This is a genomic window from Ruegeria sp. HKCCD4884, assembly GCF_013110855.1.
Taxonomy (GTDB): domain Bacteria; phylum Pseudomonadota; class Alphaproteobacteria; order Rhodobacterales; family Rhodobacteraceae; genus Ruegeria.
Genome location: NZ_WVRJ01000010.1, coordinates 81,117 through 95,907, shown reverse-complemented (window position 1 = coordinate 95,907; position 14,791 = coordinate 81,117). Strand labels below are relative to the sequence as shown.

Sequence of the window (14,791 nt, the reverse complement as noted above, 5' to 3'; positions counted from 1 at the left end):
CGCAAGAGGTTAAGCGCGCAACCGCTCGTTCTCGGGATCCCAAAGCGGTTGATCCTGCTCTACCACAGCGCGGCACTTTTGGCCGTAGATTTCGACCTCAAGCTCGGTACCCGGGTTCGCAAGCTCAGCCTTGATCATGCCCAGCGCGATGGACTTGCCCACACGGTACCCCCATGCGCCCGACGTCGTCTCACCGACGATCTCATCGCCCTGCCAGATGCAAGACATGTAAGGCGCGTCGCAATCACCAGCCTCAACAGTCAGGGTGACGAACGACTTCTTCACGCCTTGCTGCTTCTCGCTCAGGATCGCGGCCTTGCCGGGGAAGTCTTGCGGCTTGTCCAGCTTCACGAACCGCTCCAAACCCCCTTCGAGCAGCGAGTAATCGGTCGACAAATCGCCCTTCCATGCACGGTAGCCTTTCTCGATCCGCAGTGAGTTCAGGGCGTACATGCCGAACGGCTTGGCCCCTGCACCGAGGATCGCGTCGTAGATCGCAGGCATATCCGCGTTGAGTGCGTGTACTTCCCACCCCAACTCACCAGCAAAAGAAACGCGGATCAGGTGGGCCGGTTGGCCAGCCACGGTTGCGGCCTGATGGGTCAGCCAGCCCGAGGACAGATCGGCGTCGGTCAAACCCGACAGGATCTCACGCGATTTCGGGCCGGTGACGATCAGCGTGTCGCGGGTTGTGGTGACGTCCTCAACCGATACGCTGGCGGGCATCGCGTTCACCAGAATATCGCGATCATGCCATTGCGCGGTTGCTGCAGTGATCATGACAAACTCATCTTCGCCCAAACGCAAGCAGGACATTTCGGTCAGGATGCGGCCGCGGTCATCCGAGATGTAGACCAGATTGATACGGCCAACTTTGGGCAATCCACCAGCTACCAGGCCACGCAGTGCCTCGGCAGCGCCTTCGCCTTTGACCATGAAACGCGAGAACCCTGGCAGGTCAAGCACACCGCAATGGTCGCGCACCGCCTCGCATTCTTCTTTGATCCGCTGCTCCCACGGGCCGGAACGACCCCAGGTATGCGTTGCCTCAAGCGTGGTGTCATCACCCGGCTGCGCGAACCAGTTGGCACGTTCCCAGCCGTTGTAAACGCCCATCACGCCGCCCAGCGCTTTGACCTTGTCATGAACCGGCGACAGCTTTTTGTCACGCGCGGCAGGCCATTCGTGGTGCGGGAAATGCATGGCGTATTCGTTGCCGTAGACTTCCATGCCTTTCTGGTTGCAATAGTCCTGATCGGTGTAATCGGTGTAGCGGCGTGGATCGACAGCCCACATATCCCATTCGGTCGCGCCATCAACGATCCATTCCGCCAGCACCTTGCCCGCGCCACCGCCCTGCGCGATGCCAAAGGTAAAGCTGTGCGCCTCAAAAGCGTTTTTCACACCGGGCATCGGACCGATCAGCGGCAGGCCATCAGGCGCGTAGGGGATCGGACCGTTGATTACACGTCCAACGCCCGAGGTTGCCATCAGCGGCACCCGCTCCATGGCGTCGGTGACGATATCCTCAATCCGGTCCAGATCGTCATTCCAAAGCTGGAAGCTGAAATCCTCGGGCATCGGATCGTCTTCGGTCATCCAGTGGCCCTTGCAGTTGGGCTCGTAGGGGCCAAGGTTGAAGCCGTTCTTCTCTTGCCGCAGGTAGTAGGACACATCGACGTCGCGCAGCAGCGGCAGCTTGCCGCCATGCTCTTTCGACCACGCCTCAACCTCGGGCACCTCGTCGGTCAGCAGGTATTGATGGCTCATGACCATCGCGGGAACGGTGCGGCCGCCGAATGGCTTGAACATCTCGCCCACGCGCTGCGCATAGTAGCCGGCGGCGTTCACCACATAGTCACAGGCGATGTCGCCCTTTTCCGTTTGCACGGTCCAGCTGCCATCGTCATGCTGTGTCACATCGGTGGCCGGGCAGAAACGGATGATCTTCTGGCCCAGATCGCGCGCGCCTTTGGCCAATGCCTGCGTCAGCTGCGCCGGGTCGATATCGCCATCGGTCGGATCGTACAGCACGCCCTCAAGGTCATGCGTTTCAAGGAACGGATAATGCTCCTTGGCCTGTTCCGGGGTCCACATCTCCATCGGGATGCCCTGATAGCGGCCCATGGACATGGCGCGCTCGAACTCTTGCATCCGCTCTTTGCTATGCGCCAGACGAATGGAACCCGAAACGTGGTAGTTCATCGGATAGTCAACTTCTTCGGCCAAGCGCGAATACAGCTCGGTCGAGTAGCGCTGCATGTTCATGATCGCCCATGAGGTCGAGAAGGTCGGCACGTTGCCCGCCGCGTGCCAAGTCGAGCCAGCAGTCAGCTCGTTCTTTTCCAGCAGAACGCAGTCGGTCCAGCCCTTCTTGGCCAGATGATAAAGGGACGAGCAGCCCACGACGCCGCCACCGATGATGACAACACGGGCTTTGGTTGGAAAATCACTCATGTGTTTTGATCCTCTGTTACTGTGCCCGCTGGGGCAGATCGTCTGAGATGTCGTAGTAGTCACCTTTGTCAGCGACAAAGATGTGCTTTGAGAGTTTCAGGCCCGTAGGTTCGCTGAGCGCACCCATGGAAATCGAAATCGTGTCTTCGGCATTGTGCTGCCAGAACAGGAAAGAGCCACATACACTGCAAAAGCCACGCCGCGCGGTATCTGACGCACGGAACCAACGCAGCGTGTCGCTGGCGGTAAAGCTCAGGTTGTCCTCATGGGTCGAGGTCGAGGACCAGATGTGGCCCGACTGCTTGCGGCACTGGCCGCAATGGCATGCCGAGGGCGGCGACAGCTCTCCGTCGATGGTAAACGCGACCGCGCCGCACAGGCAGGAACCCGTGTGCATACAATTACCCCCTTGCTGCGGGCGTGGAGCTGGCCCCCAGCAACACGCCATAGATGATGAAACAGGTCGCCATCACACGGCGAACCCAGATGTTGAACACAGCCCCTAGTGCGGCCTTGCCCATGAGCGCGCCCAGTAGGGTGAAGCCGGTATAACTGAGCGTGGTGATGATCAGCGCCGTGGGCATGATGACTCCCATCTGCTGCCAGATCGGCACGTCGGGCTGCACGAATTGCGAAAAGGCCGCCAGGTACCCTGCCACGCTTTTGGGATTTATCGTCGCCACCGCCAGCGCGTGAAAATAGACATGCCGCGCAGGGCGTTCTGAGGCCGGTGCAGGTTTTGTAGCGTTCATCCAGCCTCGGATTCCGACCCATATCAGGAAACCTGCACCAATCAGCTTGGCGATGAAAAATCCAGTTGGTGACGCCGCGATCAAGGCCGTGATGCCCAGCGCCGATAAGATCAGGAACGCGCTTGCTTGCGTTAGGATGGCCAGAACACCCAACATTGCCTTTGGGAATGGCAAACTCATCCCGTTTGAGATGCAGTTGACCGCGTTCGGGCCCGGAGTGGTTACGAACACCACCCAGAAGAGCGCGAATATGGTCCAGGCCTCAAAGCTCATCAGTACACCGGTGGCGCAATGACCCAGATGGCCACCGCAGGCTCATCATAGGGGTTAGACCATTGATAAGGTTCGTGTTTGATCCGAAAGCTGTCACCCGGACCGACAGTGAAAGCCCGCGACCCGATGGTCAGATCCAATCGGCCCGAGATCATGTACCCCACTTCCTGCGTCGGGCGATGGGCTGGGGTCTGCATCTTCGAGTTGGGCTCGAACGTGGAATGTACCATTTCAAAATCATCGGTCAGATCAGGCGAAAGCAGTTCCTCGATCAACCCTTCTTCCCCCGACCCCATGGGACGACGTGTGCCCGCACGAACGACATAACCCTTTTCCTCAACCGGAACCGCTGCATGGGCAAACAGCATCGACATCGGCACGCCAAGGCATTCAGCAATCTGACGCAGATCCGAGATCGAAGGATCGGACATGTCCCGTTCAACCTGACTGAGCCAACCGACCGAACGATCAAGGCGGGTCGCGATCTCTGTCAGGGTCAACCCGCGCGCTTTGCGCAAGGCCCTTAAATCAGCACCCAATGTCGCGCTTTGTGGGGCTTGGCTGTTCACACAGTTGCTCCGAATCTCGTGAAATTTTAAATCTGTTTTTCACGATGGGACAAATTGATGAAATTTCCAAGCATTTTTTCATCTGGTCGCCTGCGCCAAGTGCGATGCACGTTACCAGTTTGTGTGCAGAACGCTGTCACGGAACGGTTCGTGGACCTAAGGCACCATCGGCGCGCCGATTTCGCGGACGTAAATCTCTGTGTCCACAGACGAGTCGTCGCGGGAGAGTGTAAAACCCGATTTTTGCAACACGCGGGCAGAGGCCGGGTTGTCGCGTCCAACCCCCGCGACCAAGCGAACGGCTGGGCCCGAAGTACACGCGGCGACAAATCCGTCCAAAAGCTCTGAGGCATAGCCTTTGCCCCATGCCGTTTCTGCAATCAGGTAACCGATATGGACCGTCGGCACAGATTTATGGGCAGAATCCAGTGCCAGTATCATCAGGCCGATCAGATGACGGTCATGTTTTTGGCGAACCAACAAAATATCACTTTCTGCGCAACGATCATCGATCCAATGAGATATGCCCCGGTCCTGTACCTGCATGGACGGCGGCAGGGGTCCAAGCACATTTGGGGTCAATATCGTGATGAGCTCGTCTTCCAGACATTCACGCAACAAATGGTCCCGGAGTTCATCTCTCCAGTGAAAAACCGAAAGGCGTGGTGTGAGGAATTGGTCTGGGCCCATGCCTGCTCCAACCTTTTGGGGACGGTGGCATTTTAACGGGTACCGGGCAAAACCGAAACACGGCGCACTATAGCCAGGCGCAAGCCTGCCCTGCTTTGGTTAAACCTGAGCGAAGGTCCTGGACAGAATCCTCGACAGGTACTCTGCGTCATCGGCTGAAAATGCATCCGGTTGATCGCTGTCGATGTCAAAAACCGCAATCACTTCACCGGCAGCATTGTGGACGGGCAACACCAGTTCGGACCGGGTTGAAGATGCGCACGCAATATGGCCTGGGAAAGCGTCCACGTCTGGGACGAGCTGCACTTCACCCGTCCGGGCGGCAGCCCCACAAACGCCGCGTTCGAACGGAATGACAAGGCACCCATGCCCGCCTTGGTAAGGGCCGATTTTCAACAGACCGGGTTCCACAACACGGTAGAATCCGGTCCAGTCAAAGCGGTCATCGGAATGATGCACTTCGCACGCAACGGTTGCCATCAAAGCGACCTGATCCGTTTCGCCTTCGGTCAACGCCGCGATGGTATTGGCCAGAGTTTCATAATCGGTTTTCATCGTGTCTTATCCATTGGGGCCGCGCGGGGGCGCTGCCCCCCCACCCCCGGAGTATTTGGAAAAAGATGAAGGGTCAAACGCGTTCGATCGCAATTGCAGTGCCTTCACCGCCGCCGATGCAGATGGCCGCGACACCGCGTTTGAGGTCTCGCTTTTCCAACGCATTCAACAATGTCACCAAAATGCGCGCACCCGAGGCACCAATAGGATGGCCCAACGCACAGGCTCCGCCATTCACGTTTACTTTGTCGCGCGGCAAACCCATTTCATGCATGAACGCCATCGGCACAACTGCAAAGGCTTCATTGACCTCCCAAAGATCAACATCCTCCTTGTTCCAACCGATGCTGGACAAGAGTTTCTGTGCGGCCGGAACCGGCGCAGTGGTAAACAGTCCGGGCGCTTGCGCGTGGCTGGCATGACCCAGAATACGGGCGCGCACCGTCAGTCCTTGGGCTTCGGCGGCTTCGGCAGAGGCTAAAACAAGCGCAGCAGCACCGTCAGAAATCGACGACGAGTTGGCAGCCGTCACGGTGCCATCCTTACGAAACGCGGGCTTCAAGGTGGGTATTTTTTCAGGGCGGGCGGATTTTGGTTGTTCGTCTGTGTCCTGCACAACCTCACCCTTTCGCGTGCGCACTGTGACAGGCGCAATCTCGTGTTCAAATGCGCCGTTTTCCTGCGCCGCAAGGGCATTGGACAGAGATTGGAGCGCATATTCGTCCTGAGCTTCGCGCGTAAACTGATAGGCTTCTGCACAGTCTTCGGCAAAGGTGCCCATCAGGCGGCCTTTCTCATAGGCGTCCTCGAGCCCGTCGAGGAACATGTGATCGACCACCTGACCATGACCTATACGGGCACCACCACGCATTTTGGGCAGCAGGTACGGGGCATTCGTCATACTCTCCATTCCGCCTGCGACCATTGTGTCCGCGTGACCCAACGCAATCTGGTCAAAAGCCATCATAGCCGCTTTCATGCCCGAGCCGCACATCTTGTTCAGTGTGGTTGCCGGGACCTCTTCCCCTAACCCAGCAGCAAAACCAGCCTGACGCGCAGGGGCTTGACCCTGACCTGCTGGCAACACACATCCCATCAGCACTTCATCAACGGTCTGCGCCCGCGCCTGGCTTAACGCAGCCCGGATCGCTTCTCCGCCAAGGTCAGCCGCGGCAACTCCGTCAAACATGCCCTGAAAGCCCCCCATTGGCGTTCTTGCGGCCCCTGCAATCACAACGTCTTTCATCCGGGTTTTCCTCCTGCTTCACGGCCCTTGAATACCGAATGGTAAGAATTGGCGTCTAGCGTATTTCTACGACTCAATTTTTTGATTGGAGGGTGCCGGACTATGGGGTTGACCAGCACATCAAGCGGCGCAACACAGATCATCACCGTTCATTCCAATCGGATTGATGCCGCGATGGCCATTCAGTTCAAGGAAGACATGCGGTCGGAAACCGAAACCGGCGCAATTCGGGTTGTCCTGGATTTGTCCAGCGTCGAATTCATTGATTCCAGCGGTTTGGGCGCAATTGTCGCGTCGATGAAACAATTGGGCAAAGACAGGAGGCTGGATTTGGCCGGACCGCAGCCCGTGGTTGAGAAAGCCCTTCGCTTGACACGCATGGATACGGTCTTTCGGTTGTTTGCGACACTGGACGACGCGCTGTCCTCGCCAGACGCGTAACCAAGGCAGGAGTGGATGGGCGTGGAGCCAATTTGTAACAAGACCTGTCTGGAACTAAGCTTCCCGGCCACAGACACAGAAGCAAGTGCAGGTATCGCGCAGCTTAGTAGTGGTCTGGCAAACCATGGATTGCCACCTCATAAATCGGACGATGTGAAGATTGCATTGGCTGAAGCAATCAACAATGTGGTGGAACACGCATACAAGGGCATTGCACCGGCCAATGTTCAGGTTACGTGTCGGCTGGATCGGGATCGGCTGGACATCCTGATCTCTGACACCGGGCACCCGCTTCCTGGTTTACAAATGCCGGACGGAACACCCGCACCGCTGGCGGAAACAACACAAGATCTGCCGGAAGGGGGGTTTGGCTGGTTCCTGATTCATCAGCTTACCAGTGACATTCGATATGAACACCGGGATGGGTGCAACCGGCTGTCCCTGAGGTTTAACTTCGGCAAAAAACGCCTAATCAGGCCCAATTGGTCACAATAACGCCATTTTCGAAACATTGTCGCGCCTCAAACAACCGCCATACAGTGACTCGTAGCTCAGATAGCTTCCCTCGGCGCCAATTATCACAGCCCCCACCCAGTGAAAGGCGCCGAGGAACTTCTCCCCCTGAAATCTCTGGACAATCCCCAATCAGTGAATAGCTTTCCCTTGTTCAAAAGAGAGAGAATTCGCCATGCGGGATTTGCATAAACCGGGCCGGTCAGAAGTGTTTGCAACGCAGGGGATGTGCGCAACCTCTCACCCGCTGGCGGCCAATGCGGCAATCGACATTCTTGAGCAGGGTGGCAACGCAATGGACGCAGCGATTGCCGGTGCGGTCCTGTTGGGCATCTGCGAACCGCAGATGACCGGTTTGGGTGGCGATTGTTTTGTTCTTTTCAACCGCGCGGGCGAACATCAAATACGTGCCCTGAACGGCTCGGGCCGATCTCCGGCTGCCGCGCAGGCACAGCCTTTGCGCGATCAAGGCGTGTCATCTGTGCCTTTGAACGGGCCGGATGCAGTGACGATTCCCGGTGCCGTGGACGCTTTCTGTCATTTGGCAGAAACGGAAGGGCACTTGGGGTTGGACGCGATCCTGACCCCAGCAATTCACTATGCGGAGGCAGGCGTTCCGGTTGCACCCCGCGTTGCGTTTGATTGGAAGATCGGAGCGGCTACCTTGCAAGGCCCAGCCCGAGACCACTATCTGATCGACGGGCAAGCCCCCTCAGTCGGGCAGATTTTTCGCGCGCCGGGTCAGGCCGAAGTGTTGCGTCGGATCGCCAAAGAAGGGCGTGACGCGTTTTATTCCGGCGATATTGCCGAGGACATGATTGCTGCCCTTTCCATTCGGGGTGGAGTTCACACCGCTGAGGATTTTCAAAACACGAAATACACAGAAACGCAGCCAATGCAGGGCGCCTATCAAGGGGTCGATCTGGTCGAACATCCGCCAAACGGTCAGGGCGCGACCGCAATTCTTTTGCTCAATATTCTGAAGCATTTTGACGTGGCCAACATGGACCCCTTTGGCGCTGAGAGGGTGCATATCGAGGCTGAGGCCACCAAGCTGGCCTATGATGCGCGCAACCGGTTTATCGCGGATCCTGACCACATGGCGCGTGCAGAGCGTTTCCTTGACCCTGAACTGGCCGCCAAACTGGCCGCGCTTATAGATCCGAAACGTGCCATGCCTGCGGCAGCACCACTGACCGAAGCCATTCACAAGGACACCGTCTACATCACCGTTGTAGATCGCTACCAGATGGCGGTTTCGATGATCTATTCGATTTTCCATAGTTTCGGATCAGGGATCGCCTCGGAGAAGTACGGCATTTTGCTCCAGAACCGAGGCGCTGGCTTCACGCTGGACCCTGGCCATCCAAACGAGTTGGCTGGAGGTAAGCGCCCGATGCACACGATCATTCCAGGGATGCTGACCGAAAACGACCGTGTCATGATGCCCTTTGGTGTGATGGGCGGAGCGTACCAGCCCACCGGCCACGCGCGTTTTGTGTCAAACCTCAGGGATTTCGGCCTTGAGCTACAAGAGAGCATCAACGCCCCACGCGCGTTTTTCGACGGATCGGTTCTGAAACTGGAACGCGGCTACCCCGATGATGTAGCGAAACAATTGTCAGAAATTGGGCATACTATCGAAGTGCCGGAAACTCCACTTGGTGGGGCGCAAGCGATCCGAATCCGAGAAGACGGTATTTTGGAGGGTGCCAGCGACCCGCGCAAGGACGGTTGCGCCCTTGGATACTAGAGCCAACCAACGCGGACCTTCGCGGTTGGACGACTTTAGTTCAGATGGAAATGCAATGGGTACGAGCCGTCTTCGAACGGGCCGAACATATTGGGAATATCGGGGTGCTCAACAGGCTCACCGGAATAGTCCGCAACCAGATTTTGTTCTGAAACATAAGCAACATAGAAGGATTGGTCGTTCTCAGCCAACAGGTGATAAAACGGTTGCTCTTTCCGCGGGCGGCTGTCTTCGGGAATGGCCTGATACCATTCCTCGGTGTTCGAAAATTCTGGGTCCACGTCAAAAATCACCCCTCGAAAAGGGTGTTTTTTATGACGAACCACCTGGCCTAAGCCGTATTTTGCACGTGTCTTTAGCATTGTTTCAGCCCCCAAAGCATTTACTACCCGTTTCTGGCCGGAAAAGCCAATCATTGATGTGAAACTCAGGGAAACAGTCTGTGAACCTAATACTAACAGTGTTCGAAATTGTGGCGCCGGTCTTTCTGTTGTCAGGGATTGGTTTTGCCTGGGTAAAGCTGGGATTCGAGTACCGCCTTCAGTTCGTAACCCGGTTTGCGACGACCCTGGCAATGCCCAGCCTGATCTTTGTGGCTCTGATGCAAACTGAAATTCCGGGCGGAGACCTTTCGCGCTTCACGATGGCAACTCTGATTGCAAATCTTTTGCTGGCCGGGGTGTTCTGGGTGATCGTTCGGGTGTTGCACCTGAACCAACGGACATATCTGTCACCGTTGATATTCGGGAATACCGGCAATCTTGGTCTGCCCTTGTGTATCTTTGCCTTTGGTCAGGTCGGATTGGGATATGCGGTAATCTTCCTGTCTGTTACTGCCTTATTTTCCTTTACTTACGGAATCTATCTGGTTGCCGGGAAAGGCGCGTGGGGGCAAGTTTTGCGCCAGCCGATGGCATGGGCCACCATTTTGGGGGCCATTTTCCTGTGGCAAGGGTGGCAAACACCCACCTTCCTGACCAACACGCTTGACCTGTTGGGGCAGATGGCAGTCCCATTGATGTTGGTGACAGTGGGTGTGGCAATCGCCCGCCTGACTTCGCGCAGTATCGGGCACGCTATTTGGCTATCGGCGTTGAAGCTGGCCGTTTGTTTTACTCTGGGATGGGGGATCGGTGTTCTTTTCGATCTCGACACCATCGCCTTTGGCGTTCTGGTGCTGCAGATGTGCACACCCGTTGCGGTGACGTCATACCTGTTGGCGGAACGGTTTGGCGCCGACGCAGATGCCGTTGCCGGCATGGTGATGGTATCGACCGTTCTTTCCGTTGCGGCACTGCCTGCCATCCTGGCTATCGTTTTGTAACGATTGTGATTTCATAATCGCTCAATCTGCGCTAGAATGTGCAAAAAAAGGCATGAGGCACATGAGCAGAATTCTTATCGTACTCTTCGGGGTGCTGCTTTTGGCATCCTGTGGGGGCGGCTCGAAACAGCCGCCCAGCAAATTGAATGACGCGTGCAGCATTGCGCGCGAAAAACCCGACTATATCAGGGCTTTCAAGAACACCGAACGTAAATGGGGTGTTCCCGTGCACGTTCAGATGGCCACGATCTATCAGGAAAGCCGCTATCGCCACGATGCGCGCACCCCGCACAGATACGTTCTGGGCGTCATCCCGATGGGCCGACAAAGCAGTGCTTATGGCTATGGCCAAGCGCTTGACGGTACGTGGGAGCAATACCAACGTGAAACCGGAAAACGCCGCGCCAAGCGGGATCGGATTCGCGACGCGTCGGATTTTATCGGCTGGTACATGAACAAAAGTTACGAACGTAACGGTATTCACCCGGCAGATACACGCAATCAATATCTCGCTTATCACGAAGGCCATACCGGCTTCGCGCGTGGAAGTTACAACAGCAAGTCCTGGTTGTTGAACGTGGCTAGTGACGTGGATGCGCGCGCGCAATTATACCAGGCGCAGTTGGCCAACTGCCGGTACTGACAAAGCTTGATCGGGTCAGCGATTGCCTGACCCGACCCTTTTTCTGTTCGAGAACAAGTCCTGATCGAGGCGCCCGCCTTCGGTCAGAGCACCCAGAAGAACAGTTGTCTGACCCCCAGCATTGTCGTGAATCACCCATTTACGCAGCTCGACCGGATCGTCTGTGAACATCAGATCAATCCGCCCTGCTTCTGGGTTCTTAGGGTCTTGCGCCGTGACCACAGTGGCGGTGCCGTCAAAACTGTGCCCCACAACCATATTAGCCTGCCCCAAGTTCACGTTCCGCGCCAGTACGATGGACAGGGGCGTCCGCTTCAGCGGGTATTGCTCGGGCGGTTGATTTGATTTCGGATCGAAAATCTGAACACTGCCGGAACGCGCAAGTACCACTGCACTGTTGGGTGGATCATATTCAAACCGCATCTTGCCCGGGCGCTGCATCCACAGCTTACCGGTGCTCAGCGATCCATCGTCGTTCACTTGCGTGAAGGTCGTCTCAACCGTTTTCAATCCGTTCAGGTAATTGGAAATCTGCGAAAGCGGCAACTTATCCGCCGCCCATGCGGCAGGTGCGGCCAGTGTCAAAGCAAGGGCAAAAGCAATCTGTTTCATGCCGTACAGATAGGCCTTCTGCCCTTGTTATTAAATATCTTACTGCTCGGGGACGAGGATTTCCCGCTTACCGACGTGATTTGCCGCAGAAACAACGCCTTCGTCCTCCATCTGTTCAACCAGACGGGCAGCCTTGTTGTAGCCAATGGCAAGTTTCCGCTGGATGTAAGAGGTCGAGCATTTGCGATCCTTGATCACAATCGCCACCGCCTGATCGTACAGGGCATCCTCGCCGTTCGTGTTGCCACCGGTGTTCAGGCCCAGAACGGCATCGATGTTTTCAGCCTTTTCCTCGGCTGGGCCATCGACCACGCCGCTCATGTAGTCGGGCGGGCCGAACTGTTTCAGGTGGTTGACGATTTCCTCGACCTCCTCGTCCGACACAAAGGGACCGTGGCAGCGGGTGATCTTGGCGCCACCCGCCATGTACAGCATATCGCCCTGCCCCAGCAGTTGTTCGGCACCCATCTCGCCCAAGATCGTGCGGCTATCGACTTTCGATGTCACCTGGAAGGAAATCCGCGTCGGGAAGTTCGCCTTGATCGTGCCGGTAATCACGTCGACCGAGGGGCGCTGCGTCGCCATGATCAAGTGAATGCCCGAAGCCCGCGCCATCTGCGCCAGTCGCTGGATGCAGGCTTCGATTTCCTTGCCCGCGACCATCATCAAGTCAGCCATCTCATCGACGATTACGACGATATAGGGCATCGCTTCGGGGGCGAATTCTTCGGTCTCAAAGGTGGGCTCGCCGGTCTCATCATCAAACCCGGTCTGCACTGTGCGGCTGAACATTTCGCCTTTGTCCAACGCGTCCTTCACACGGCCATTGTAGCCCGCGATATTGCGGACACCCATTTTGGACATCTTGCGATAGCGGTCTTCCATCTCACCCACGACCCACTTCAGGGCCACGACCGCCTTTTTTGGGTCAGTCACAACGGGGGACAGGAGATGCGGGATGCCATCATAAACCGACAATTCCAGCATCTTCGGGTCGATCATGATCAGGCGGCATTCATCCGGCGACAGCTTGTACAGAAGCGACAGGATCATGGTGTTGATCGCCACCGACTTACCCGAGCCGGTCGTACCTGCGATCAGCAGGTGAGGCATCTTGGCTAGGTTGGCCACAACGGATTCACCACCGATGTCCTTGCCCAGCGCCAGCGGCAGTGCGTGGTTGCCGTCGCCAAAGTCACGGCTGGCGAGGATTTCACGCAGCACCACCATCTCACGGTTTTCGTTCGGCAGTTCGATGCCGATGACCGAACGGCCTGGCAAGGTCGAAACCCGTGCCGACAGCGCTGACATGGAACGCGCAATGTCATCGGCCAGACCAATCACGCGGCTGGCCTTCAGGCCCGGAGCTGGTTCCAGTTCGTACATGGTGACTACGGGACCGGGGCGCACGCTGACGATCTCGCCTTTGACGCCGTAGTCATCCAGAACGTTTTCCAGCATCCGCGCGTTTTCTTCCAACGCCTCGTCACTCAGATGATGGCGCTGAATGCTGGCCGGGTTCGACAACAGCCCCAGCGGAGGCAGCTCGAAATCCGAATGCTTGTCCTCAAAAGACAGTGCCGGTTGCGCCTCGGCCTGCGCGCGGCGCGACGGCGGCGGTGTGCGGCGCACGGGCTGTGCGACCACGGGTTTGCGCGGCTCTGCCACTGGGATCTTCATCGCAGGGCGCGACTGCGGCACAGAGTCCTCCATGTCCTCGACAAGCGGCTCATCGTCCAGATCCGGCATAGGCGCGTATTGGTCTTGCTGGATCTCGGGCGCATACTCGACCGCGTCCGTATCATGCCACTCGGGCGCAGCACCCGCTGTCATCGGGGGTTCGGGCGGCAACCCGCTGGCGGTAACCGGTGGCTCGGCCGGCAATTCATCCGGCTGATGCGGGTTCAGGATCAGCGGGTCGGGTCGACGGCCGCGGCCTTTGGTCAAAGGCAGGCTCGGGTCCGGCTCGGGCGTCATCTCACCTGTTGCTACTTTGCGATTGCGCACAGCAGCCGAAATTTTTGAGCGGATGCGATCTTCGCCGGGCATTTCGTCAAAGCCCGCAATCGGTTCTGGATCGACCAATTCAGGCTCAGGCAGCGGTTCCGGGCGGCGGATCAACGACGGCATACGCGCCAAAAGGCCGGTTTTGGGCGCAGGTTCGGGCTCTTCTTCCAGTTCTTCAAAGACGGGATCACCGAAGGCGATATCATCATTCAAAACTGGTTCCACCCGCGCGGCGCGGTGTTCTTTCCATTGCGCCTGTCGATCCCGCGCAGCCCGCGCAGTCGCCGAGGCACCACGGCCCAGCAGATTCATCAGCAGGTCGTAGGCCATCACCAAACCCAAAAGGAACGCACGGAAGCCGCGTTTCACGTCGGCTTTAGTAAAGCCGAGAACAAAGATGCCCAGCGCGATCATTCCGACCGCCATGGCAAGAGACATCAGCTTGACCAGAAAATGCGAGGAGATCGGCAAAAGCGTCAGCAACGCGCCCATAACCGTGTCGCCGAACAGACCGCCCAGACCATAGCTATGCGTCGCGCGCCATTCGGCACCGGGAACAAGGGTCGCAGCGTAAACCGAGACAACGGCAATCCAGATCGGGGCAAAAATCAACCGGGCAATAGCGCGGTCTTCACCGAAATGACCCGCGAAACGCAAACCCCAACCAATCAGCACGAGCGCAACACCCCAGCTGCCCCAGCCCACAATCATGAAAAGGGGCGCTGCGATCGATGCGCCTATCCGCCCCATCCAGTTCTGCACCGGCGCGTCGGTTGAAACCATCCAGTTTGGATCATCGGGGGTGTAGGACCAGATCATCGCCGCCGCAGCCAAACCCAGCAGGATAAGGGCGATGCCGATCAGTTCCTTGCTGCGTCGCTCCAAGGCGGCTTGCGTGGTGCTGTCCAACAATGGATCGCGATTGCGCGCGTTATATGATGCCATTTTGCCCTCGT

General features: G+C 57.3%; 15 protein-coding genes. 5 read left to right on the top strand and 10 right to left on the bottom strand.

Annotated features, from left to right (window positions below; genetic code table 11):
* Positions 1–9: 9 nt before the first annotated feature.
* The 7 genes from GS636_RS15440 to GS636_RS15410 all read right to left on the bottom strand — a co-directional run bounded on the left by GS636_RS15440 (position 10) and on the right by GS636_RS15410 (position 6,542).
* Positions 10–2,457: an FAD-dependent oxidoreductase gene (locus GS636_RS15440; RefSeq protein ID WP_171670435.1), complete on the bottom strand. Its 2,448-nt coding sequence runs from the start codon at positions 2,455–2,457 to the stop codon at positions 10–12.
* A gap of 16 nt (positions 2,458–2,473) precedes the next feature.
* Positions 2,474–2,854, bottom strand: a complete 381-nt coding sequence (locus GS636_RS15435) for a GFA family protein (RefSeq protein ID WP_171188666.1) — start codon at positions 2,852–2,854, stop codon at positions 2,474–2,476.
* 4 nt (positions 2,855–2,858) lie between these two features.
* Positions 2,859–3,482: a LysE family translocator gene (locus GS636_RS15430; protein ID WP_171670432.1), complete on the bottom strand. Its 624-nt coding sequence runs from the start codon at positions 3,480–3,482 to the stop codon at positions 2,859–2,861.
* On the bottom strand, positions 3,482–4,051 hold the full coding sequence (locus tag GS636_RS15425; protein ID WP_171095880.1) for an XRE family transcriptional regulator: 570 nt from the start codon (positions 4,049–4,051) through the stop codon (positions 3,482–3,484). The genes GS636_RS15430 and GS636_RS15425 overlap by 1 nt, the downstream gene beginning before the upstream one ends.
* 156 nt (positions 4,052–4,207) lie before the next feature.
* Positions 4,208–4,741 carry a GNAT family N-acetyltransferase gene (locus GS636_RS15420; RefSeq protein WP_171670430.1) on the bottom strand — a complete coding sequence of 178 codons (534 nt, stop codon included), beginning with the start codon at positions 4,739–4,741 and terminating at the stop codon, positions 4,208–4,210.
* A gap of 99 nt (positions 4,742–4,840) precedes the next feature.
* Positions 4,841–5,296 (bottom strand): GAF domain-containing protein, encoded by a 456-nt coding sequence (locus GS636_RS15415; RefSeq protein WP_171670428.1) that lies wholly within the window; start codon positions 5,294–5,296, stop codon positions 4,841–4,843.
* A gap of 73 nt (positions 5,297–5,369) precedes the next feature.
* Positions 5,370–6,542, bottom strand: coding sequence for an acetyl-CoA C-acyltransferase (locus tag GS636_RS15410; RefSeq protein ID WP_171670426.1), 1,173 nt, complete (start codon positions 6,540–6,542; stop codon positions 5,370–5,372).
* A gap of 102 nt (positions 6,543–6,644) precedes the next feature.
* Here GS636_RS15410 and GS636_RS15405 point away from each other — a divergent pair, with 102 nt between their 5' ends.
* The 3 genes from GS636_RS15405 (at position 6,645) to GS636_RS15395 (ending at position 9,249) form a co-directional block, all read left to right on the top strand.
* Positions 6,645–6,983, top strand: a complete 339-nt coding sequence (locus GS636_RS15405) for an STAS domain-containing protein (protein ID WP_171670423.1) — start codon at positions 6,645–6,647, stop codon at positions 6,981–6,983.
* A gap of 15 nt (positions 6,984–6,998) precedes the next feature.
* Complete coding sequence (locus GS636_RS15400) at positions 6,999–7,478, top strand: ATP-binding protein (RefSeq protein WP_171670421.1); 480 nt, start codon at positions 6,999–7,001, stop codon at positions 7,476–7,478.
* Between the two features lie 193 nt (positions 7,479–7,671).
* Complete coding sequence (locus GS636_RS15395) at positions 7,672–9,249, top strand: gamma-glutamyltransferase family protein (RefSeq protein WP_171670419.1); 1,578 nt, start codon at positions 7,672–7,674, stop codon at positions 9,247–9,249.
* Positions 9,250–9,284: 35 nt separating this feature from the next.
* Here the strand turns inward: GS636_RS15395 and hspQ are convergent, their stop codons facing one another.
* Positions 9,285–9,611 carry a heat shock protein HspQ gene (gene hspQ, locus GS636_RS15390; protein ID WP_117872061.1) on the bottom strand — a complete coding sequence of 109 codons (327 nt, stop codon included), beginning with the start codon at positions 9,609–9,611 and terminating at the stop codon, positions 9,285–9,287.
* An 80-nt stretch (positions 9,612–9,691) separates the two neighbouring features.
* Between hspQ and GS636_RS15385 the strand changes: the two genes are divergently transcribed.
* Both GS636_RS15385 and GS636_RS15380 read left to right on the top strand, forming a co-directional pair.
* On the top strand, positions 9,692–10,573 hold the full coding sequence (locus GS636_RS15385) for an AEC family transporter (protein ID WP_171188654.1): 882 nt from the start codon (positions 9,692–9,694) through the stop codon (positions 10,571–10,573).
* A 61-nt stretch (positions 10,574–10,634) separates the two neighbouring features.
* On the top strand, positions 10,635–11,216 hold the full coding sequence (locus GS636_RS15380; protein WP_171095865.1) for a lytic transglycosylase: 582 nt from the start codon (positions 10,635–10,637) through the stop codon (positions 11,214–11,216).
* A gap of 15 nt (positions 11,217–11,231) precedes the next feature.
* Here the strand turns inward: GS636_RS15380 and GS636_RS15375 are convergent, their stop codons facing one another.
* Both GS636_RS15375 and GS636_RS15370 read right to left on the bottom strand, forming a co-directional pair.
* On the bottom strand, positions 11,232–11,828 hold the full coding sequence (locus tag GS636_RS15375; protein ID WP_171095863.1) for an outer membrane lipoprotein carrier protein LolA: 597 nt from the start codon (positions 11,826–11,828) through the stop codon (positions 11,232–11,234).
* Positions 11,829–11,867: 39 nt separating this feature from the next.
* A complete protein-coding gene (locus tag GS636_RS15370; protein ID WP_171670417.1) occupies positions 11,868–14,780 on the bottom strand; it encodes a DNA translocase FtsK in 2,913 nt (970 codons plus the stop codon).
* Positions 14,781–14,791 lie beyond the last annotated feature (11 nt).

Bases quoted from the DNA above. Each gene is read 5' to 3' on its own strand.
- GS636_RS15440 (WP_171670435.1), bottom strand. From the start codon at position 2,457: ATGAGTGATTTTCCAACCAAAGCCCGTGTTGTCATCATCGGTGGCGGC.
- GS636_RS15435 (WP_171188666.1), bottom strand. From the start codon at position 2,854: ATGCACACGGGTTCCTGCCTGTGCGGCGCGGTCGCGTTTACCATCGAC.
- GS636_RS15430 (WP_171670432.1), bottom strand. From the start codon at position 3,482: ATGAGCTTTGAGGCCTGGACCATATTCGCGCTCTTCTGGGTGGTGTTC.
- GS636_RS15420 (WP_171670430.1), bottom strand. From the start codon at position 4,741: ATGGGCCCAGACCAATTCCTCACACCACGCCTTTCGGTTTTTCACTGG.
- GS636_RS15415 (WP_171670428.1), bottom strand. From the start codon at position 5,296: ATGAAAACCGATTATGAAACTCTGGCCAATACCATCGCGGCGTTGACC.
- GS636_RS15410 (WP_171670426.1), bottom strand. From the start codon at position 6,542: ATGAAAGACGTTGTGATTGCAGGGGCCGCAAGAACGCCAATGGGGGGC.
- GS636_RS15405 (WP_171670423.1), top strand. From the start codon at position 6,645: ATGGGGTTGACCAGCACATCAAGCGGCGCAACACAGATCATCACCGTT.
- GS636_RS15400 (WP_171670421.1), top strand. From the start codon at position 6,999: ATGGGCGTGGAGCCAATTTGTAACAAGACCTGTCTGGAACTAAGCTTC.
- GS636_RS15395 (WP_171670419.1), top strand. From the start codon at position 7,672: ATGCGGGATTTGCATAAACCGGGCCGGTCAGAAGTGTTTGCAACGCAG.
- hspQ (WP_117872061.1), bottom strand. From the start codon at position 9,611: ATGCTAAAGACACGTGCAAAATACGGCTTAGGCCAGGTGGTTCGTCAT.
- GS636_RS15380 (WP_171095865.1), top strand. From the start codon at position 10,635: ATGAGCAGAATTCTTATCGTACTCTTCGGGGTGCTGCTTTTGGCATCC.
- GS636_RS15375 (WP_171095863.1), bottom strand. From the start codon at position 11,828: ATGAAACAGATTGCTTTTGCCCTTGCTTTGACACTGGCCGCACCTGCC.
- GS636_RS15370 (WP_171670417.1), bottom strand. From the start codon at position 14,780: ATGGCATCATATAACGCGCGCAATCGCGATCCATTGTTGGACAGCACC.